Origin of the sequence: Candidatus Accumulibacter meliphilus (genome assembly GCF_036625345.1) — a bacterium.
GTDB lineage: Bacteria > Pseudomonadota > Gammaproteobacteria > Burkholderiales > Rhodocyclaceae > Accumulibacter > Accumulibacter meliphilus.
In genome coordinates this window covers 523,518-543,775 of the sequence record NZ_JAZKTZ010000001.1, presented here as the reverse complement: position 1 = coordinate 543,775, position 20,258 = coordinate 523,518, and the positions used below count along the sequence as shown (strand labels likewise).

Here is a 20,258-nt window from a genome sequence, read left to right as displayed (position 1 = left end):
CAAGAGGCGCTATCCACATGACCGACAGAACTACGCTCCGTAATTTGCAGAAAGTCCTGAGCGACGGCTTCAACATGGACGAGCTCCACGACCTGTGCTTCAGGCTGGACGAAAACAAGGACGAGTTCCCGCACACCCTGACGCCCTTCATCAACGGATTCCTCGACCACCTCGAACGGCGCAACAAGATCCCCGAACTGCTCGAGCAAGGTCGCGAGCTGCGTCACGAACTGGACTGGCCTCAGCTCCCCGGTGCGCGCCTCGGCGCCCTCAGGCGGGCCATTGGAAAGCAGGACTCCGAAGAGGTCGACGAGATCTTTCCCGAGCTGATTACCTACCTCAAGCGACTGGAAAACCAGGGCATCACCGCTGCCGACGAAATCTTCTTGAACACCCTGGAGATGTTCGGCGAAGGCGATATATCGGGAGCCCAACTGGTGCGCCTGTGGCACAAGGAGCAGGGCAAACAACAGGCGGTGGCGGGAACGGAGCTTGACTATGTCGACCTCGCCGACCGCCTGCAGCACGGCGAGATCGTCCTGTTCCTCGGGGCCTGCTACCCGCCTTCCATGGTCGACGGACTGGCCCGGGCGGCGCGCCTCGATAAGTTCCAGGGCAGCTTCTCGCAGATCTGCGAATTCATGGAGAGCGACGGACGGCAGACCCTGCTGCGCAAGATCAGCGACATCCAGAACCAGGAGTCGGCGCAGGATGACGGCGCCCAGCAGGCACTGTACAAACTGCTCGCCGACAAAGTCCATCAGCCCCAGCTGCTGATCTCGGCTACCTATGGCGATGCCTTGGAAAAGGCTTTTCAGGCCCGCAGCAAGCCCTTCAAGCTACTGACCCACAGCCAGGACAGCGGGGCTGCGTCAGCCGGCAATGTACTGATCAGGGACGGGAGCGATGGCGCCCCGCAACTCCACACGGCCGAGCAGCTGTCGGAGCTTGATCCGTTGAAGAAGGGCTTTTCACTGATCTACAAGATCCGCGGCTGCTTCAGCTTCATCAAGTCCACCCCGGCGTCGGATACCCTCACCCTTTCCGAGCGCGACTACTTCCGCTTCGCCCGCGAGTTCGACCGGCTGATGCCCGCCTACCTGGTCCGACAGCTCAAGGGCCGCAGCCTGTGGTACTTCGGCCACTACCCGGACGGCTGGGAGGAGCGCCTGCTGATCCAGGTGATACAGGACAAGCAACCGGGGCGCAGCCTCGCCATCCAGCCACGGCCGGGCTCCTTCGCCGAAAACTACTGGAAATCCCGCAAGATCGACCTTTGCAAGCTGGAGCCCAAGGATTTCCTCGACAAGCTCGCGGAGAAGATGAATGGCTGATCCCCGCCTGATCCCGCTGATGGACCTGCTCGCCGACTTCAATCGCGACGAGCTGGACGAGGTCGCCACCCGGCTGGGAGTCGAGCTCGAGGACCTCGCCGGCAGCGCTCGGCCCGCGCAGGCCCGCGAGCTGGTCAAGTACCTTGAGCGCCGCAAGCGCCTGGACGATCTGGTCCGCACCGGGCGGAAGCTGCGGCCAGAACTGGACTGGCCGGACGACGCGCTGCCCACGCCGGCGCCGGACACGACAGCTCCGCCCGAACCACGCAAACCATCCAGCACAAGCACGGTGACCGCTGGCGCCAGTTCCGCCGAGAGCAAAGCGGCCATTTATATCAGCTACGCTTTTGGCCAACCCTGGGAGGAGATCGTCGACGATCTGGAACGTAACTTCCAGGCTCGCGGCATCGAGATCATCCGCGACCGCCGCAATCTCGGCTACAAGGGCAGCATCAAGGCGTTCATGGAAAGCATCGGGCGCGGGCGCTACGTCATCGTCGTGATCAGCGAGAAATACCTGAAGTCCGAGAACTGCATGTTCGAGCTGCTGGAGATCGCCGGCCACGGCGACCTCCAGCAACGCATCTTCCCCATCGTTCTCGAAGGCGCCGACATCTACAAGGCCATCGAGCGCATTCGCTACATCAAGTACTGGGAACAGCGCATCGCCGAGCTGGACAGCGCCATGAAGGAAGTCGGCAGCGCCAACCTGCACGGCATCCGCGAGGACATCGACCTGTACACGCGCATCCGCAACCAGATCGCCGGGCTGACCGACATTCTCAGGAACATGCTCGTCCTGACCCCGGAGATGCACCGTGGCAGCGACTTCGAAACCCTGTACCAGGCCATCGAGGCCGCCATGAAGCAAGACCGCCAATGAGCACGCCGGCGAACGACACCGGCACGGCAAAGGATGACGGCAAGTGCCCGTACAAGGGCCTGCGCCCTTACGAAGAGTCGGACAAGGACAACTTTTTCGGCCGCGACGGCGAGACCCGCATCCTCACCGACAAGCTCCTCAGCCGCAAGCTGACCCTGTTGTTCGCGGCCAGCGGCATCGGCAAGAGCTCGCTGCTGCAGGCCGCGCTGCTGCCGGCCCTGGAGCATCCGGAGCCGCCGGGCCACGACGCCCTGGACGTGGTGTACTGCAACGACTGGGTCAAGGAACCGGGCGTCACCCTCAAGACGAAAGTCGTGGAGGAGCTCAGGCGCCGCGACAAGATCCCCCAGGACTACCCACTGCCCCTGGACGCCCCACTGGCACCATTCCTGCGTCGCTGCACCCTCTTCAGCAGCGCCCCCCTGGTGCTGATCCTCGATCAGTTCGAGGAGTTCTTTAACTACCAGCGCCACCGGCCCGAGTTCCGCCCCTTCATCCACGAACTGTCCGCCGCGATCCGCGACGATGCCAGCGCGACCCGCTTCCTGCTCTCGATGCGCGAGGATTTCGCTCTCGAGCTCAACGCCTTCAAGCCCGAGCTGCCGACCCTGCTGTTCGACAACTACTTCCGGCTGGAGGCGCTCAGCCGCGACAACGCAAAGACCGTGATCCTGGCACCGCTGAAGCGCGTCGACTGCGACTGCGAAGCGGCGTTGCTCGAGGCACTGCTGAACGACCTCGGCAAGTACGACCAGCAGCCGGACAGCGGCTCACAGCCCGGCGGTCGCCTGCTGGAGCTCCCGCCAGCGCGCATCGAACCGGCGCAGATCCAGATCATCTGCACCCAGCTCTGGGAAAAGGAACACGCCGACGACAGCCGGCAGCTTCGGCAGAGCACCTACCAGAGCATGGGCGGCACCGACGGCCTGCTGAAGCGCTATTTCGAAGCCAAGGTCGCGCCACTGAGCACCGGCCAACAAGACCTCGCGTCGCGCGCCTTCGACTTCCTGGTCAGCAGCCAGGGCACCAAGATGGCCTACCCGCTGTACGAGCTGCTCAAACGCACCGGCGTACGGAATGCCAATGCCTTTGCGCTCGTCCTGGAGGACCTCGAAAAGGCCCGCGTACTGCGTCGCCAGGAACGCCTGGAAACCAAGAGCGACCGAACGGAGTGGGAGCCCTACTACGAGCTCTACCACGACCTCTTCGCCAAGCCGGTCAACGACTGGAACCGCGAATACAAGATCAGCCGTGCCCAGCGCCGCACCCTATTCGGGGTCGCCGGCGCGGCCGCCGGCGCGCTGCTACTTTATGCGGCCTGGAACATCGTCTACCAGCGCACGCACGACCACCTGCGCCTGCCGCCCCCGGCCGGCCTGTCGGACCGTATCGAGCTGTGGAGCGGTACCCACCACGACTTCGACCTGATCGGCCAGAGGACCTTCCGGGCCGAGACCCGGCTCCTTCGCAACGAGGTCGCACCAGACCAACAGCTCGAACACGCGCCCGTAGGCGACTACGACCAGCTCAACATCGAACTGATTGGGCTGATGTCGCTCATCGAGCGCATCGACGCCTACCGCGAGGCAGGCTTCGATGAGCAGGGGTTGAAACTGCTCACGCAGACACTGATCGGTCGCGACCGGGATGCGTCGGCGAAGGCGATGTTTCGTTTGGCCCGGTTCCGTAACCCTGATACCGGTGCGGCTGTTGAGTACTTTCTCAGGGACGAGTCCGATCCGAAGAGAAGAGAACAACTCGTCGTGGAATGGCGGGAGCTTCCGACCACACACGCACTGCGTCTGCTGGAACACGCCTCGCGCGATAAAGCCCCGGGGGTGAGGCGACAGGTCGCTGCAATGCTCGGCGGCCTTGCCGGGAAACCCGGCGGCGAACAGGCCGTCGCCCCGCTGGTCGCCCTGCTCAAGGACCCGGACCCGGTTGTCCGCGGCAGCGCGCCCTACACCCTCCGCGGCTTTGCCGGGCAGCCCGGCGGCGAGCAGGCCGTCGCCTCGCTGGTCGCCCTGCTCAAGGACCCGGACCCGGTTGTCCGCCGCAGCGCGGCCAGCGTCCTCGGCGCCTTTGCCGGGCAGACCGGCGGCGAACAGGCCGTCGCTCCGCTGGTCGCTCTGCTCAAGGACCCGGTCCCGGTTGTCCGCCGCAGCGCGGCCTACGCCCTCGGCGGCTTTGCCGGGCAGCCCGGCGGCGAACAGGCCGTCGCCTCGCTGGTCGCCCTGCTCAAGGACCCGGACCCGGTTGTCCGCGTCAGCGCGCCCTACGCCCTCCGCGGCTTTGCCGGGCAGCCCGGCGGCGAACAGGCCGTCGCTCTGCTGGTCGCTCTGCTCAAGGACCCGGACTCGGATGTCCGCGACAGCGCGGCCCACGCCCTCCGCGGCTTTGCCGGGCAGCCCGGCGGCGAACAGGCCGTCGCTCCGCTGGTCGCTCTGCTCAAGGACCCGGACCCGGATGTCCGCGACAGCGCGGCCGACGCACTTCGCGGCTTTGCCGGGCAGCCCGGCGGCGAACAGGCCGTCGCTCTGCTGGTCGCTCTGCTCAAGGACCCGGACTCGGATGTCCGCCGCAGCGCGGCCTACGCCCTCGGCGGCTTTGCCGGGCAGCCCGGCGGCGAACAGGCCGTCGCTCCGCTGGTCGCTCTGCTCAAGGACCCGGATGTCCACCGCAGCGCGGCCAGCGCCCTCCCCGGCTTTGCCCGGCAGCCCGGCGGCGAACAGGCCGTCGCTCCGCTGGTCGCTCTGCTCAAGGACCCGGACTCGGATGTCCGCGACAGCACGGCCCACGCCCTCCGCGGCTTTGCCGGGCAGCCCGGCGGCGAACAGGCCGTCGCTCCGCTGGTCGCTCTGCTCAAGGACCCGGACCCGGATGTCGGCCACAGCGCGGCCTACGCCCTCGGCGGCTTTGCCGGGCAGCCCGGCGGCGAACAGGCCGTCGCTCCGCTGGTCGCCCTGCTCAAGGACCCGGACCCGGATGTCCGCCGCAGCGCGGCCTACGCCCTCGGCGGCTTTGCCGGGCAGCCCGGCGGCGAACAGGCCGTCGCTCCGCTGCTCGCTCTGCTCAAGGACCCGGACCCGGATGTCGGCCACAGCGCGGCCAGCGCCCTCCGCGGCTTTGTCGGGCAGCCCGGCGGCGAACAGGCCGTCGCTCCGCTGGTCGAGCTGCTCAAGGACCCGGACCGGGATGTCCGCGGCAGCGCGGCCAGCGTCCTCGGCGGCTTTGCCGGACAGCCCGGCGGCGAACAGGCCATCGCTCCGCTGGTCGAGCTACTCAAGGTCGGGGATGTCCCCTTCAGCGCGGTTCGCGCCCTCGGCGGCTTGGCCGGGCAGCCCGGCGGCGAACAGGCCGTCGCTCCGCTGGTCGCCCGGCTCAAGGACCCGGACCGGGATGTCCGCCGCAGCGCGGCCAGCGTCCTCGGCGCCTTTGCCGGGCAGACCGGCGGCGAGCAAGCCGTCGCTCCGCTGGTCGCCCTGCTCAGAGAGCCGGACCGGCATGTCCGCCGCAGCGCGGCCAGCGCCCTCCGCGGCTTTGTCGGGCAGCCCGGCGGCGAACAGGCCGTCGCTCCGCTGGTCGAGCTGCTCAAGGACCCGGACCGGGATGTCCGCGGCAGCGCGGCCGACGCCCTCGGCGACTTTGCCGGACAGCCCGGCGGCGAACAGGCCATCGCTCCGCTGGTCGAGCTACTCAAGGTCGGGGATGTCCCCTTCAGCGCGGTTCGCGCCCTCGGCGGCTTTGCCGGGCAGCCCGGCGGCGAACAGGCCGTCGCTCCGCTGGTCGAGCTGCTCAAGGACCCGGACCGGGATGTCCGCGGCAGGGCGGCCGGCGGCCTCAATCGCTTTGCGGGTCGCCTCGATCTAAAGTCCACGACCGCCTCCCTTCGGCACCTCGCCGAATCCGGTACCGGAGCATCAAGCTTTCCAGCACGGATGGCTTTGGCCCTGATGAATCCGGACCAGCCTGTATTCGGAGCACCGCATCAAGGCGCGATAGTTGCCAAGCCCGCACCAAACCACACCGTAGATGCCGAAGCGTCGATGAGAGACAAAAATGCTGCGCTGCTCATGAGCGACATCGAGGCGCTCAGCGACGAAGCGCGCAACACCTTTCTGCCCGAGCTCGCCCGCTTTCCATCCCCGCTGATCCTGACGAAGCTGCTGGAATTGGAGACTCGGACCAGCAAGACCCACGACCCGACGGCCATCGCGCCTCTCCAGTCGGTGGCCGGGGATGAGCGGGAAACGCGCGAGAGCCACCGCGCTGCCGCTCTACTGGCCCTCGGCAAGACCCGCGACCCGACTGCCATAGCCCGTCTCCAAGCGGTGGCCGGGGATGGGCGGGAAACCCACCCGATGCGCGTCGCGGCCATTCGTGCACTGGGCTACACCGAGTCAGATCCGGTGGCCGGATTCCTGGTCGAGCTCATCGCGAAAAATCCTTCCCTGGCCAACCCGATCTACAGCGCCCTGGACAATATCGCATCGAAGACCGCCCTGCCCTTTATGGAACGGGGCCTGAGCGCGCAGAGAGAACGCCGGCAAGACTGGCGCAAGCACCGCGCGACCTGGCGCGAAGCATTCAACGACCCGAAGCTCCTCGACAAAGACCCGGAACTCAGTCAGACCAAGGATGAATGGGAGGACAAGCTCAAGGCCCTGCAGCCCAACGAGCCGCTGGAGACCTGGTTCGCCCGCCAGATCGCCCGTCTGGACGAACAGCGCGCCAAGGAACTGCTGCGCGACCCGACCTACGCCATCCGTCGCGGCGCCTGGATCGGTTTCGCCCAGAGCGGCGATGCCGAAAGGGTGCGCTGGCTGATCGACAGGCATGCGAAAGAGAACAATCCGCTGTACCGCTTCGCGCTGTACCGCGCCATCGACCGCCTGCTGCAACGCCTGGAGGTAGTCGGCGACACCAATGACCTGGCAAGGCTGCAGTCCCTGCAGAAAGAGTGGACCGAGAAACTGGCCAAGGACCGGACTCCGAAGCCCGAATGGAGCACTCAGCGCCGGGTCCAGAAGACCATCCTGCAGCGCATCGACTGGACGATTCCGGTCATCGCCGATGTGCTTGAGTTCAGAAAGCGGCTCCAGGCGGCCGCCGTGCCTCGGTCAGCGGAAATTCGCGTTGAAAGCAACAAGCCCGAAGGCTGAAACGGGTAGTGACAGAGAACCGCGAGAACCGGCGACAGAACACGCTTGCCCCCCCCGCTTACGCCTGCCGCGCACGCTGCCGGCTCACGAAAGCACCAGATCGCGGACCACCTGCTGGAATTTTCTGGCGATCAATTGACGGTCGGCGGCCGGATTGCGTATGGCGCGCACCATCAGACCTTCAAACATTGCCGCGATCACCTCGGCAATTGTTGAAATTGTCGCCGCGTCGTCGGCAAGGCCGTGCGCCTGCCGCAAGGCCCTGAGGGTTTCTTCGAGACCGGCGCTACGCCGGCTGTCCGCCGCACGCACGATTTCGGCGATCGTCGGGTTGCGCGATGCCTCGGCGACGATTTCCAGCTTGAGTCCCGCGGCATGGGGATCCAGGTTTCCGAGCACACCCGTTTCGGTACGAAATGCCAACGCCTCGAGCATGTTCTCTGCCGCCTGCACCTCGGCGGTAAGCGTCAGCAAGCGCTCGAGTTCACGCGCGACAATGGCGGCAACGATGGCCTCCTTGTTCGCAAAATAGTGATAGATGTGGCCTGCACCCATGCCGGACGCTGTCGAGATCTTCGAAATGCTGGCGCGGTGGAAGCCGTATTCGCGAACGCAGTTCTCGGCGGCATCGAGGATCTGGGTGCGCCGCGCTTCAGCGCGCGAGCACTCCGCGACAGGGTGCATTTCTTCGGTCATCGACGGTCCACGGAGTGGCTGAGAAAAGTTCGCAATCAGTTTGCAATGCGCCAGGAAAGATACACTAGATTGAACGTTCATTCTAGTTTATCCTTCGCCACCTATCCACGCGCTCCTGCCCAGGAGTCTCCGACGTTACCGACGCCACCGATGCTACCAACTCCACCGACTACGCCGAGGCACAACATGAATCTCCCATCACGGCGGCCATCCCCAAGCCTGGTATTCGCCCTCGCCAGCGCCATGGCGCTGGCCGCATGCAGCGACGGCGGCCCGCAACAGGCAGCCGGCGGCGCTCCCGCAGCGACTCCGGTCGGCGTGATCGTGGCCAGCACCGAGGCGGTCAGGCTGACCACCGAACTCCCCGGCCGCACGGCGGCGTACATGGTCGCCGAAGTACGGCCGCAGGTAGGCGGCATCGTGCAGCGGCGGATGTTCACCGAAGGCAGCGAGGTCAAGGAAGGGCAAACGCTCTACCAGATCGACCCGGCAAGCTATCGCGCCACCCTGGAAAGCGCCAAGGCAGGTCTCAGCCGCGCCGAAGCAAACCTTTATGCTGTCCGGCTGAAAGCCCAGCGCTACGCGGACCTGGGGAAGAAAGGGATGATCAGCAAGCAGGCCGACGACGACACCGTGGCGGCTCTCAAGCAGGCCGAGGCGGACGTCGTTTCGGCGCAGGCTGCGCTGGTAAAAGCGCGCATCGACCTCGCCTATACCCGCGTGCCCTCCCCCATCGCCGGCCGCAGCGGACGCTCGAGCGTCACTGCCGGCGCGCTGGTGACGGCCAATCAGGCTGACGCGCTGACCACCATCCAGCAACTCGACCCGATCTATGTCGACCTCACCCAGTCGAGCGTCGAACTCCTGCGCCTCAAGCGCGATCTCGCCGACGGCACACTGCAGCAGCTTGCAGAACAGGTGGTTCCGGTACGCCTGCTGCTCGAGGACGGTAGCGAATACGCGGCCAGCGGCCGGCTTGCCTTCTCGGGCATTTCGGTCGACACGGATACCGGCAGCGTGACTCTGCGTGCGGTCTTTCCGAATCCGCAGGGGGAACTGCTGCCCGGCATGTACGTCCGCGCCCGAATCGCACAGGGCGAGATCGAAAAAGCCATCCTGGTGCCGCATGCCGCGGTGACTCACGATCGGCGCGGCAATGCCGTGGTGATGGTGGTGGGTGCAGAGGACAAAGTCGAGGCGCGCCAGGTGACCGCGCCCCGTTCGATCGGCGACAAGTGGCTGGTAAGCGCAGGACTGGCCGCTGGCGACCGGATCATTGTCGACGGGCTGCAGAAAATCAGGCCGGGGGCAGCGGTGACGGTGCTGAAAGCCGGCGCCGGTGCCGGAGCAAGCGCGTCTGCGGCGCCCGCAGCGGCCGCGAAGTGAGGGCCTGAAGCGTGGTCAATTTCTTTATCGACCGGCCGATCTTCGCCTGGGTCATCGCCATCGTCATCATGCTGGCGGGCGCACTTTCCATTCTGCAGTTGCCGGTTTCGCAATATCCGTCGATCGCCCCACCGGCGGTGGTGATCAACACCAGCTATCCGGGCGCCTCGGCGAAAGCGGTTGAGGAATCCGTCACCCAGATCATCGAGCAGAAACTGACCGGTCTCGACGGCCTGCTCTACATCAACTCGTCGAGCGACTCCTTCGGTCGCGCCGCCATCACGCTGACTTTCGATGCCGCCACCAATCCGGATATTGCGCAGGTGCAGGTACAGAACAAGCTGCAACTTGCGCTGCCACTATTGCCGCAGGCGGTACAGCAGCAGGGCGTGCAGGTCGCCAAGTCGGCGCGCAACTTCCTGATGGTGATCGGTTTCGTTTCGAAACAGGGCACGCTCGACAATGTCGACCTGGCGGATTTCATTGTCTCCTCGGTGCAGGATCCGCTGTCGCGCGTCAGCGGCGTCGGCGAGGTGCAGGTTTTCGGATCGCAGTACGCAATGCGCGTCTGGGTCGATCCTGCCAAGTTGAACAACTACCGGCTGACGCCGGCCGACATCCGGACGGCGATCGAGGCACAGAACACGCAGGTCTCGGCCGGCCAGCTCGGCGGCACGCCGGCGCTGCCCGGGCAGGGTTTCACTGCCGCGATTACCGCCCAGAGTCGCCTGCAGACCGTCGGGGAGTTCGAAAACATCCTGCTGCGCAGTTCCAGGGAGGGCGGCGAAGTACGACTCGGGGATGTGGCGCGGATCGAAATCGGCGCCCAGGACTACAGCACCATTGCCCGCTATAACGGCCAGCCGGCGGCGGGTATCGGCGTCAAGCTGGCGGCCGGCGCCAATGCGCTGAAAACCGCCACTGCGGTGCGTGCCACGCTCGCAGAGATGAAGCGCTATTTCCCGGCCGGCGTCGACGTGGTCATCCCTTACGACACCACGCCTTTCGTCAGGATCTCCATTGAGGAAGTGGTGAAGACCCTGCTCGAAGCCATCCTGCTGGTGTTCCTGGTGATGTTCCTGTTCCTGCAGAATTTCCGCGCCACCCTGATCCCGACCATCGCCGTGCCGGTGGTGCTGCTCGGCACTTTCGGAGTAATGGCGGCCTTCGGTTTTTCGATCAACACCCTGACCATGTTTGGCACCGTGCTGGCCATCGGGCTGCTGGTGGACGACGCCATCGTGGTGGTCGAGAACGTCGAGCGGGTGATGAGCGAGGAAGGCCTCTCGGCGCGCGATGCAACCCGCAAGTCGATGGGCCAGATCACCGGTGCGCTGATCGGCATCGGCCTGGTGCTGTCGGCGGTTTTCGTGCCGATGGCCTTTTTCGGCGGCTCGACCGGCGTCATCTACCGCCAGTTCTCGATCACCATCGTCGCCGCGATGGCCTTGTCGGTGCTCATCGCCCTGGTGTTCACCCCGGCGCTGTGCGCCACCATGCTCAAACCGGTGGCCAAAGGCCATGGCCACGGCGAGGGCGGCTGGTTCAGCAGCTTCTTCGGCTGGTTCAACGGCATGTTCGAACGCAACACCGGACGTTACGAATCCGCGGTCGGGCGCATTCTTCAGCGCAGCGGGCGCTATCTGGTGATCTACGCGCTGATCGTGGTGGTGCTCGGCTTCCTCTTCGTGCGCATGCCGACCTCCTTCCTGCCGGAAGAGGATCAGGGGGTGATGTTCACCCAGGTCATGCTGCCTGCAGGCGCCACCCAGGAGCGCACCATCGAGGTGCTCAAGAAAGTCGAGCGCCACTTCCTCGACGACGAAAAGGACACCGCAGCTTCGATCTTCACCGTCGCCGGCTTCAGCTTTGGCGGCCGCGGCCAGAACATGGGCATTGGCTTCATCAATATGCGCAACTGGAGCGAGCGGCAGGGACCGGGCATGAGCGTCAAGGCGATCGCCGGACGCGCGATGGCCGCATTTTCGAAGATCCGCGAAGCGATGGTCTTTGCCTTTGTCCCGCCGGCGGTGATCGAATTGGGCACTTCCAACGGTTTCAGCGTCCAGCTACAGGACCGCAGCGGCCTCGGCCACGATGCCCTGGTGGCAGCACGCAACCAGTTCCTGGGCATGGCGCGGGAGGACAAGCGGCTGGTCGGCGTGCGCCCGAATGGTCAGGAAGACATGCCCGAGTATCAGCTCGAAATCGACCATGCCAAGGCCGGCGCCCTCGGGATCAGTGTGGCGAGCATCAACGACACGCTGTCCACGGCCTGGGGCGGCAATTACATCAACGACTTCATCGACCGCGGGCGAATCAAGAAAGTCTATCTTCAGGCCGAGGCGGCTGCCCGCATGACGCCGGAGGACCTCAAGAAATGGTACGTGCGCAACGGCAAAGGCGAAATGGTGCCTTTCTCGGCCTTCAGCACGGCCAGATGGGGCTTTGGCTCACCGCTTCTCGAACGTTTCAACGGCCAGCCGTCGATCGAACTGCTCGGCCAGGCAGCCCCCGGGCTTTCTTCGGGGGACGCGATGAATGCCGTTCAGGAACTCATCGCCAAGCTGCCACCGGGCATTGGCTATGAGTGGTCGGGCACTTCCTACGAGGAACGCCGCTCGGGAGCGCAGGCGCCGGCGCTGTATGCCTTGTCGCTGCTGGTTGTGTTTCTGTGCCTGGCAGCGCTTTACGAGAGCTGGTCGGTCCCGTTTGCGGTGATGCTGGTGGTGCCGCTGGGCGTGCTTGGTGCGCTGCTGGCAGCGAGCGGTCGCGGCCTGTCCAACGACGTGTACTTCCAGGTCGGCCTGCTGGCGACCATCGGCCTGTCGTCGAAAAACGCGATTCTGATTGTCGAATTCGCCAAGGCCCAGGTCGAGGCCGGCCACGATCTGGTCAGCGCCACGCTGAGTGCAGTGCGCATGCGCTTGCGCCCGATCCTGATGACTTCGCTGGCCTTCGCACTGGGCGTGCTGCCGCTGGCCATCAGTACCGGCGCCGGCTCCGGCAGCCAGAACGCGATCGGCACCGGCGTACTCGGCGGCACGATCTCGGCCACCGTCCTCGGCCTCTTTTTCGTGCCGATGTTCTATGTGCTGATCAAGCGCATTTTCAAGGACAAGCCGGCAGCGCCGGAGGCTGTCACCGAGACCACTGACGAAGTCCGCAACGAAGGAGCTCCATGACTCGCATCGCTTTGCTGACCAGCTCGCTGGCCGCCTTGCTGAGCAACTCGCTGGCGCCCGTCAAGCAGGCCTTGGCAGGTGACGGACCCGAAGCGTGACGAGCCTCACGCTGACGACCAGATTCCCCATCCCTGCGCGGGCAACTCGCTCGCCTTCAACTTGCTCATTGCGTGCCCGGCGACCAGAACCAGGCCGGGTGGAAGGGGGCACGAAACAGAGCGCTCACCCGTGTTCAACACCGTCACCAGCAGGTTTTTCTGTGCGCGCACTTCGAAGGCAATCGAGCGCTTACTGAGCTGCGTAACTTTTAACACGCCATCGACGAGCCAGGGGCGAGCGCGACGGAGGGCGATCACTTCACGGTGCATTTGCCAGATGAACAGACTGTCGCCGGCCAGGTCGGCGGGGTGATGCGGCAAGGGCCTGCGAATCTCCGCATCGCCTCCCGCTCGATTGTACTTCCTGCCTTCTGCGCCCTGTTCATCTCCGGCGTAGACGGCCGGAATGCCAGGTATCGTAAACAGGATCGCCAGCGCATGCGGCAGATGGCGCCGGTCGCGCAGCTTGCTGGCAATACGCGTGGTGTCGTGGTTGCCCACGAAATTCCACGGCACAAAATGAGTGCAGAAATCAATGTGCCGCTCCAGCGCATGTGCCAACTCGTAGAAGTTGTGCTCGTTGAGAGAACTCCAGATGGCTTTCCATAGTTCGTATTGGGTTACGGAGGTCAGGCGTGACGCCTGGGCGATTGCTGCGTAGTCGCCATGGATCACTTCGCCGATCAGTAGTAAATCCGGCCGCGCGGCACGCACGCGTTTCTCAAAGCTCGCCAGGAACCCGGCCGGGATCGCGTAAGCCGCGTCCAATCGCAGGGCATCGACGCCACGATCCAGCCAATAAGTGGCGACATCCACGGCCCAGTCGAGAACCTGGGCATTGGCATGCCTGAGTTTGACCAGCTGGCCGTGACCCTCGAAGTTGGCATAGCTGAATCCGTCGTGACCCGGTCGATCGAAATCGATGTGGAACCAGTCCGAGCGGGCAGATTCACGACCATGCTCCACGACATCGGCAAAAAAAGCATGGCCGCGCCCGACGTGGTTAAAAACCATATCGAGCCCCACGCGCAGAGAACGTTGGTGGCACGCATCGATGAGATGGAGCAGGTCGGTTTCGCTGCCCAGTCGGCGATCGACGCGAAAGGGATCGACGACGTCATAGCCGTGCGATTCCGATTCGAACACCGGGCCTAGCAGCAATGCCGTCACCCCAAGATCGACCCAATGGTCCAGCCAGCCCACCAGGTCCGTCAAGCGGTGTGAAATGGGGCCGTCCACCGCACCAGGAGCAGGATTCCGCTCCTCCGCGCCCAGAAAGCCGAGCGGATAAAGGTGGTACCAGATTTCACTGCGTTTCATGAGCTGCCCTTCCATGCTTGTTCCTGCCTCTCGCAAACTTGCGCATCAGTCTCAGCGCCAGCGTTCGCACGCTGCTAGCGATTTTGTCGGGCGAAGCATACGCGCCAGGCCGATGCGAGACAACGCCACTCGCCCCGGCAAGCTGATCGCGGCACTTGGCGAAGCTTGCCTGCCACGACTGATCGAGGTAGATCAGCAGCACGCCGGTTTCGGCGACCACGCCAGCCAGGACCAGGATGGCGGTGCTGCACCGCAAAGCACGCACATCTGGTTACAGTTCGTGTCTATCGGTTGTCCGACAAACCCACTAGTATTGCGCGCAGTCAAGAATTGCGGCGACCGTTCGGCGAGTTCCCGGAAGGTCACGGCAGACATACCGATTTTGCACCCAGTCACCGGACTCGGCGGCTCGATGAGGCAGGAGATCAATGAAAAAGATACTGTTGTGGTTTGTATTTGTGGCAGCAATGGGGGTGCAGGCCGCGACCTCCGACCTCGCGACGCAAGCTGTCTCGCCCTTGAAGCCCCTGTCGGAGCAGCCGAAGGCAGCACACCTGGCGGCCGAATTGCTCACCCGACACCACTACAAGCCAGTCCCCCTGGATGACGCACTGTCGGCGAAGATCTTCGACCGCTACCTGAAATTGCTCGACGGCGAGAAGCGTTTCTTTGTGCAAAGCGACATCGATCACCTCGAAGCCGCGCGCACCAGCTTCGATGACGCAATCTACAATGAATACCTCGGCCTTCCCTTTGCCATTTTCAACCTCTACACGCAACGGGTCGTCGAGCGTTTCACTTACGCTCGCAGCTTGCTCAGAGACGGCTTCGATTTCCGCAAGAATGAGCTTTACCAATACAATCGAGAAAAGGCAGTGTGGGCGAAATCCGAGCAGGAAATCAAGGAATTGTGGCGTACACGGGTAAAGAGCGACTGGTTGCGACTCAAACTGGCCGGAAAAGACGACAAGGCCATCATTGAGACGCTCGACAAGCGCTATGAGAATTCCCTTCAGCGAGTGGCCCTGACCAAGAGTGAAGACGCCTTCCAGCTGTTCATGAATGCCTACGCCACGTCCATCGAACCGCATACCAACTACATGGGTTCAAGGGCGACCGAGGAGTTCGACATTTCAATGCGGCTCTCCCTCGTTGGCATCGGTGCGGTACTGACCCAGAAAGACGATTACACGATCATTCGAGAACTTGTTCCGGGCGGGCCCGCTCAACTCTCCGAACAATTGAAGCCCGGCGATCGCATCATGGGCGTTGCTCAGGGTAAAAACGGGGTCGTCGCCGATATCCTCGGCTGGCGCCTGGACGACACCGTAGCGAAAATTCGCGGCGAGCCGGACACCATCGTAGTGCTGGACATACTGCCCGTCGATGCCGGTCCTGATGGCAAGCACAAACTGGTCTCGCTGACTCGGAAGAAAATAACACTGGATCGGCAAGCGGCCAAAAAGTCGATCATCTCGGTGGCCGAAGGAAAGATCACTCGCCGCATCGGAGTGATCTCCCTGCCCGCCTTCTATGCGGATTTCGAAGCGCGAGGAAGAGGTGACCCGGACTTCAAAAGCGCCACCCGCGATGTGAATCGTCTGTTGGCTGAGCTGAAGACGGACAAGGTCGACGGTGTCTTGATGGATTTACGTAATAACGGCGGCGGGTCGTTGGCGGAAGCAGTCCAGCTGACGGGCCTGTTTATCGGCGCCGGGCCAGTGGTACAACAACGCGATGCTCAAGGTAGCATCACCGTGGCCAAGGCTGCCGACGCCATTGTCGCCTGGGACGGACCTTTGGCGGTTCTCATAAACCGAAATTCCGCGTCCGCTTCGGAGATCTTTGCCGCGGCAATTCAGGACTATGGCCGAGGCCTTGTGATTGGCGAGCGCAGTTTCGGAAAAGGCACTGTGCAAACAATGATCAACCTCGATCAAATCGTCAAGAACGAGACTCCGGAACTCGGCGATCTGAAACTGACCATTGCCCAGTTCTTCCGTGTCAATGGAGGCACCACGCAACTCAGGGGCGTAGAACCCGACATCAGCTTCCCTTCATTCACAGACGAAGAGAACTCCGGCGAATCAAGCTTCGATAATGCGCTCCCCTGGACCAAAGTCCGGGCAGCTGATTATTCACCGCAAGGCAATCAGAAAGCCCTCCTGCCCAGCCTGCAAATGCGCCACGAAGCCCGGATCAAATCTGTTCAGGATTTCAAGTTTCTGAAAGAGGACGTGGCCGAAGCAAGCCGCCTTCGCAAGAAAACTTCAGTCTCTTTAAACGAGGCCGAAAGACGCCGAGAGCGTGAAGACCAGGAGGCAAAAATTGCCTTGCGAAAAAAACTGCGGGGCACTGACGAGGATACCCAGGTGGGCCTTCACGACGAGGAAACCGAGGCCAAGAATACGGGATCAGTGCAAGACGACGGCCTGCAGGCGGACGAACGTGACCTGAAGAAGGAACTGGCGGCGGAAAAAGCGCGGAAAAATGCGAAAGATATCTTGCTGGACGAGGCCGCGCATATTCTCAGCGATCAGGTCGCACTGCTCAAACGCGAAACCAGAGTGGCTGTACGTGGCAAGCAGGGGTCGTCGATGGTTCCCGCCGAGATACCATGGTCGGAAGCTGCCCCCGCCACTGGTTTGTAAACGCGCAGCTCACACTAGCGGCAGATGCAGTGTGAAGGTCGTCACGCCGGCGTCGGACCTCACCTCGATCCGGCCGCCGTGCGTCTCGACTATGCTGCGCGTGATGGCCAGCCCAAGGCCGGCGCCCTCACCGTGTCGGTGTCGCTCGGGACTTGCACGGTGGAAACGCTCGAAAATCCGCGTCAGCTGATCGGACGGAATCGTATCACCGTGGTTCTTCACGGCCAGCATCGCCAAGCGGCCCTGACGGGTAATCGAAATCTCGACGATGCTTCCTGACGGGGTATGACGAAGGGCATTCGACAACAGGTTGGACAGCGCACGACGCATCATCGAACGGTCAGCAGTAAGCTTCGCCTCCCCCGTGAGCACGATCTGCACGCCTTTCTCCTCGGCCAGCGCTTCGTAGAAGTCAATCAGTGCCCGCGCCTCATCGGCCAGATTGACCGCTTCGGACGAGTACAGCAGATGCCCGTTTTCGGCCTGGGCAAGAAACAGCATGTCGCTGACCATGCGTGCAATGCGCTCGTACTCTTCCAGGTTGGAGGCAAGAACGTCGCGGTACTCGTCCGGACTCCGGGTATGCGACAAGGCGACCTCGGTCTGGGTCATCAGGTTCGAGACTGGCGTGCGTAACTCATGGGCGATATCGGCCGAGAAATCGGACAAGCGGCGGAATGAGGATTCCAGTCGCTCGAGCATGCCGTTGAAAGCGATCACCAGGTCGCGAACTTCATTCGGCGCGTCGCGCTCGGGAAGGCGCTCGCCGAGACGTCCTGCCGACAGGCCGCGGGCGGTAGCGGTTACTCGCCGTAACGGGGCGAGTCCGCGGTGTGCCGCGAACCAGGCGAACAATGCCGCGATGATCGCAGCGAAGAAGATGTCGATCCACAAGCGCTCGCGCACCTCTTCGAGGAAGCGCAGGTGATGCGAAACATCGAGGCCGACCAGCGCGCGCAAGCGCGTCGGCCTGGAGCGGGAATCAAGCGCTTCGACGATCGTTTCCAGCCCAAGGTATTGTTTGCTGCTTTCGTCCCGGCCCCGTTCCGCCCCTTTTTCCCCGCTTTTTTCACTGCCTTTTTCCCATGTTGTCGTGACATCCAGCACTGAGTCCGCGGCCAATTGCCGTTCCCCGAAGAACTCCGGACGCAGTGCATAGACGACTCTGCCCTCGGCGTCACGCAGTACCACGGCCAACATGTCGTGTCCGATGAAAGCGTCGTCAAGCCGACGTGACAGGCTTGCGGACGGTTCGGCATCGTGCAGGACATTCTTGATGAGCGTCACCTTGCCGGTCAGCTCATGATCGTCAAGCTCGCGCATATGGCCTTCGACGGCGCTCCCCTGCACCAGCACGACGACCAGCAACAAGGTCGCCGTCAGCAGCGCGAAGAGCAGCGCCAGACGGGTGGTCAGCGACCTCGGCCACGCTCGCACGTTCAGAGAGCTTCCGGAATTTCGAGCACGTAGCCCATGCCGCGCACGGTGCGGATCAGCTTCGGTTCGAAGGGTTCATCCACTTTTACACGCAAGCGACGCACCGCGACGTCGATCACATTGGTGTCGCTGTCGAAGTTCATGTCCCACACTTGCGAGGCAATCAGGGAGCGCGGCAAGACCTGCCCCTGGCGGCGCAACAGCAGTTCGAGCAGCGCGAATTCCTTGGCCGTGAGATCGATGCGTACGCCTGCGCGACTGACGCGGCGGCGCAAGAGATCCAACTCCAGATCGGCGGCGCGCAGCATCTCGACTTCCTGCGCGCGGCCACGCCTGAGCAGGGTGCGCACGCGGGCAAGCAACTCGGAAAAGGCAAAGGGCTTGACGAGGTAGTCATCGGCGCCCAATTCCAGCCCGCGCACCCGGTCTTCCACGCCGTCGCGGGCGGTGAGAAAGAGCACCGGCGTTTCGTGACCGCTACGGCGCACCGTTTTCAGGACCCCCCAGCCGTCCAGCGACGGCAGCATCACATCGAGCACGATCAGATCGTAATCGCCACTCAGCGCCAGGTGCAGGCCATCGAGACCATCACGTGCAAGATCGACAACGAAACCCGCCTCAAGCAGGCCCTTGCGCAAATAGTCGCCAGTCTTTGGCTCATCTTCGACAATCAGTATCTTCATGTGCGTCGCCCGCTGCCCAGTCATTGCGCCAGATTGTGCCTGCTTGCAACGCCGCTGGGCGGCCTGTTACAGAAATGTAATCACCCAGTCAGCTTTCCGACCGGGTGGCATGCGCGTCATCATCGGCGACGCTCGCTTCCTCGATTGCCTGTGCGTCGCGCAGGCGCTGTAGTCTGCGTTGTTCAGCGCACGCGCGGCAGCGCCAGCAGCAGCTTCTTGATCGGCGCCGGCAAGGCCGCCGCGACGACTTCATCGACCGGCAACCATTCCAGCGGGGCTTGATTGGCCTGCAGGCCGATCGCCTCGACCTGGCAGTGCAGCACCTGCATGGTCAAGCGGAAATGGGTCAAGCTGTGTTCGATGGGCGTCAGTTCCCGGCTACTCAGCAGACGACAGCCGTGGCGTTCGGCGAAAACAGCTGCCGAATCGCCGCTGCCTTCGGGCAGGCTCAGCAGTCCACCCCAGATGCCGGTCGGCGGCCGGCGTTCGAGCAGGATGCGGCGACCATCGCTGAGCAGCAGCAGACTGCTCAGCCGTTGCGCTGGTGCGCGTTTCACTCGCCGCCGCGGCAGCTCGACCTGCCGACCGTCACGGCAGGCGAGACAGATCTCGCGGAGCGGACACCGCTCACATTGCGGCTTGTGGCGGGAGCACACCGTTGCCCCCAGGTCCATCATGCCCTGGCTATAACTCTCGATGCCGCTGGCCGGCAACAGCGATTCAGCGAGGGCCCACATCCGGCGTTCATCCTGCGCGGCCGTGGCGGCTGCTTCGACAGCGAAACAACGGGCGAGCACGCGTTTAACATTACCGTCGAGGATGGCCGCCCGGCGACCAAAGGCAAAAACACTGATCGCGGCAGCTGTCGAGCGACCGATCCCCGGTAAGCGTGCGTTTCTTTCGGGATCCGCCGACAGCGTCCCGTCGCCCGCGGCGATGACTTGCGCGCAACGGTGAAGATGGCGCGCACGAGCGTAGTAACCGAGCCCCGCCCAGAGCTCGAGGACGCTCTCAAGCGGCGCTTCAGCGAGGACTTCCAGAGTCGGGAAACGCATCAGAAAACGCGAGTAATAGAGAAGCACCGTCTGCACCTGCGTTTGCTGCAGCATGATTTCAGATAACCAGATTCGATAAGGGTCGCGTGTTTTCTGCCAGGGCAAATCGTGGCGGCCATGGCCTGCCTGCCAGACGATGATGCGGCGGGCGAAACCGCGCTGCGCTGCATCCAGAGAGTCAGCCATGGATCAGCGCTCCCAGGCCCAGGGCGACGCGCATCGATTCGCCAGCCGCAGGGGCGGCTAGCGACGCCAGGCGGCGTCCCCGACGGATGGAAAAATCAGCGGCACGGATCAAGCGGAAGCTCCTCTGAGAAAGCAAGCGATTCTCCTCTTTTTCGCACTGTCTTGTCGTGCACAAACCGGCC

At 63.6% G+C, this 20,258-nt stretch carries 12 protein-coding genes; 6 read left to right on the top strand and 6 right to left on the bottom strand.

The features are described from left to right. The first annotated feature begins 17 nt into the window (after positions 1-17). The 3 genes from V5B40_RS02400 to V5B40_RS02390 are packed head-to-tail and all read left to right on the top strand — an operon-like array spanning position 18 to position 7,379. On the top strand, positions 18-1,334 hold the full coding sequence (locus V5B40_RS02400) for an SIR2 family protein (RefSeq protein ID WP_332353021.1): 1,317 nt from the start codon (positions 18-20) through the stop codon (positions 1,332-1,334). After that, positions 1,327-2,217, top strand: coding sequence for a TIR domain-containing protein (locus V5B40_RS02395; protein ID WP_332353019.1), 891 nt, complete (start codon positions 1,327-1,329; stop codon positions 2,215-2,217). The genes V5B40_RS02400 and V5B40_RS02395 overlap by 8 nt, the downstream gene beginning before the upstream one ends. Next, positions 2,214-7,379, top strand: coding sequence for a HEAT repeat domain-containing protein (locus V5B40_RS02390; RefSeq protein WP_332353017.1), 5,166 nt, complete (start codon positions 2,214-2,216; stop codon positions 7,377-7,379). The genes V5B40_RS02395 and V5B40_RS02390 overlap by 4 nt, the downstream gene beginning before the upstream one ends. An 84-nt stretch (positions 7,380-7,463) precedes the next feature. Here the strand turns inward: V5B40_RS02390 and V5B40_RS02385 are convergent, their stop codons facing one another. Then, entirely contained in the window at positions 7,464-8,075 is a 612-nt protein-coding gene (locus V5B40_RS02385) for a TetR/AcrR family transcriptional regulator (RefSeq protein ID WP_332353014.1), read from the bottom strand. 186 nt (positions 8,076-8,261) lie between these two features. Between V5B40_RS02385 and V5B40_RS02380 the strand changes: the two genes are divergently transcribed. After that, a complete protein-coding gene (locus V5B40_RS02380) occupies positions 8,262-9,461 on the top strand; it encodes an efflux RND transporter periplasmic adaptor subunit (RefSeq protein WP_332353012.1) in 1,200 nt (399 codons plus the stop codon). A gap of 11 nt (positions 9,462-9,472) precedes the next feature. Next, positions 9,473-12,646 carry an efflux RND transporter permease subunit gene (locus V5B40_RS02375; protein WP_332353010.1) on the top strand — a complete coding sequence of 1,058 codons (3,174 nt, stop codon included), beginning with the start codon at positions 9,473-9,475 and terminating at the stop codon, positions 12,644-12,646. A gap of 104 nt (positions 12,647-12,750) precedes the next feature. Here V5B40_RS02375 and V5B40_RS02370 read toward each other — a convergent pair whose 3' ends face one another. After that, positions 12,751-14,079: an alpha-amylase family glycosyl hydrolase gene (locus V5B40_RS02370; protein ID WP_332353009.1), complete on the bottom strand. Its 1,329-nt coding sequence runs from the start codon at positions 14,077-14,079 to the stop codon at positions 12,751-12,753. A 413-nt stretch (positions 14,080-14,492) separates the two neighbouring features. Here V5B40_RS02370 and V5B40_RS02365 point away from each other — a divergent pair, with 413 nt between their 5' ends. Then, entirely contained in the window at positions 14,493-16,715 is a 2,223-nt protein-coding gene (locus V5B40_RS02365; protein ID WP_434735814.1) for a carboxy terminal-processing peptidase, read from the top strand. A gap of 9 nt (positions 16,716-16,724) precedes the next feature. Here V5B40_RS02365 and V5B40_RS02360 read toward each other — a convergent pair whose 3' ends face one another. The 4 genes from V5B40_RS02360 to V5B40_RS02345 form a co-directional block, all read right to left on the bottom strand. Beyond that, positions 16,725-18,158 carry a heavy metal sensor histidine kinase gene (locus V5B40_RS02360; RefSeq protein ID WP_332353243.1) on the bottom strand — a complete coding sequence of 478 codons (1,434 nt, stop codon included), beginning with the start codon at positions 18,156-18,158 and terminating at the stop codon, positions 16,725-16,727. After that, positions 18,155-18,835 (bottom strand): heavy metal response regulator transcription factor, encoded by a 681-nt coding sequence (locus V5B40_RS02355; protein ID WP_332353008.1) that lies wholly within the window; start codon positions 18,833-18,835, stop codon positions 18,155-18,157. The genes V5B40_RS02360 and V5B40_RS02355 overlap by 4 nt, the downstream gene beginning before the upstream one ends. 182 nt (positions 18,836-19,017) lie before the next feature. Further along, positions 19,018-20,076 (bottom strand): A/G-specific adenine glycosylase, encoded by a 1,059-nt coding sequence (gene mutY, locus V5B40_RS02350; protein WP_332353007.1) that lies wholly within the window; start codon positions 20,074-20,076, stop codon positions 19,018-19,020. After that, entirely contained in the window at positions 20,069-20,212 is a 144-nt protein-coding gene (locus V5B40_RS02345) for a hypothetical protein (RefSeq protein WP_332353005.1), read from the bottom strand. Before V5B40_RS02345 ends, mutY begins: the two co-directional genes overlap by 8 nt. Positions 20,213-20,258: the final 46 nt, after the last annotated feature.

Bases quoted from the DNA above. Each gene is read 5' to 3' on its own strand.
- V5B40_RS02365 (WP_434735814.1), top strand. From the start codon at position 14,493: ATGAAAAAGATACTGTTGTGGTTTGTATTTGTGGCAGCAATGGGGGTG.
- V5B40_RS02390 (WP_332353017.1), top strand. From the start codon at position 2,214: ATGAGCACGCCGGCGAACGACACCGGCACGGCAAAGGATGACGGCAAG.
- V5B40_RS02370 (WP_332353009.1), bottom strand. From the start codon at position 14,079: ATGGAAGGGCAGCTCATGAAACGCAGTGAAATCTGGTACCACCTTTAT.
- V5B40_RS02380 (WP_332353012.1), top strand. From the start codon at position 8,262: ATGAATCTCCCATCACGGCGGCCATCCCCAAGCCTGGTATTCGCCCTC.
- V5B40_RS02395 (WP_332353019.1), top strand. From the start codon at position 1,327: ATGGCTGATCCCCGCCTGATCCCGCTGATGGACCTGCTCGCCGACTTC.
- V5B40_RS02400 (WP_332353021.1), top strand. From the start codon at position 18: ATGACCGACAGAACTACGCTCCGTAATTTGCAGAAAGTCCTGAGCGAC.
- V5B40_RS02385 (WP_332353014.1), bottom strand. From the start codon at position 8,075: ATGACCGAAGAAATGCACCCTGTCGCGGAGTGCTCGCGCGCTGAAGCG.
- V5B40_RS02355 (WP_332353008.1), bottom strand. From the start codon at position 18,835: ATGAAGATACTGATTGTCGAAGATGAGCCAAAGACTGGCGACTATTTG.
- mutY (WP_332353007.1), bottom strand. From the start codon at position 20,076: ATGGCTGACTCTCTGGATGCAGCGCAGCGCGGTTTCGCCCGCCGCATC.